The organism is Neisseria sp. P0009.S007 (assembly GCF_051962515.1).
In genome coordinates, this window is the sequence record NZ_JBQCVF010000475.1 from 1 (window position 1) to 1,089 (window position 1,089).

Below are 1,089 nucleotides of genomic sequence, written 5' to 3' on the forward strand. Positions count from 1 at the left end.
GCAAAGTAGTTTTTGTAGTCGGCTTGGACGGCGGCTTCAAACGGACGGATTTGATAGAGCGGCCTGCCGTCGGTTTCGTTGTGTCCGTAGTTGTAGGTGGCTTTGATGCCTGCCGCCCAATACGGATTGAAGTTGTAACGCGCGTAGGCCTGCGCGGTAAACAATCGTGCGTTCACGTTGCGTGTGATGATGCCGCCGCCTTTGGAAGCAGTGCCGCTTTGTCCGTGTGCACGGTCAAAAATAATCAGGTCTTTGACTTTGTCCGCCATAAGTGTGCCGCCCACGTTCCAGCCTGCGCCTGCCAACGAGTTCATGTAGCCGTTGTAGTAGTTGTTGCGGCTGTCGGCGGTGAGCTTGATGCGGTTGTGTTTTTCGGTTTTCAGCAGGGGATTGCCTGCGATGGCAGCGGCTGGGTTTGGGTTCATCAATGCGCCGTTCATGCGGTTTTGTACGATGGCGGCAAGTGAGTTGAAGCGTTCGGTGTTGTCGCCGATGCGTTCTAAGTGAGCAAGGGAGACGCTGTATTTTTGCGTTTCAGACGGCGTGAAATCATATTTGAGTTCGCCCGACAAAGCATGACGGCGCACTTTGCCGTTGAAGTCGTAGCCGTAATGGGTTTTCCAGATTTGCTGCGCCGAGGCGAAGGCGAGATTGCGGTTCATCGGATGGGCGGGCTGCGCCGTATTTTTGCGTACGTCCGCTTCGTTGATTTCGTAGCTTAAGCCCAAGCCCAGTTTGTGTTGGTCGTTGAACTTGTAAGACAGGGTATCGGCAATGCGCCAGCGGTCGAGGTGTACATCGGCGAAACGGTAGCCGTTGAGGAAATTACGCATGGCGGTGTGGGCGTTGCGCTCGCCGTTTTGACTGTCGTTGCGGTAGCTGACGGCTGCCGTGTTGTGTAATTTGCCGAAATCCGCGTCGTGTTTGAGCGAGAAGTCGTACACTTTGCGGTCAAGCTCTACGAATACTTGTTGCGGCGTGTTGTTTTGACGCAGGGAGTAATTGTCGGCGCGGCGTTTGAGTTTGATGATGCCTGCTTCCGCGCTGACCGTATTGCTCAAATCGGCATTGCCCCAACGCGCGTTGAGT

General features: G+C 54.7%; 1 pseudogene. It reads right to left on the reverse strand.

From position 1 onward, the window contains the following. Nucleotides 1-1,089: pseudogene (locus ACTHS3_RS14170) on the reverse strand (TonB-dependent receptor); the annotation flags it as partial.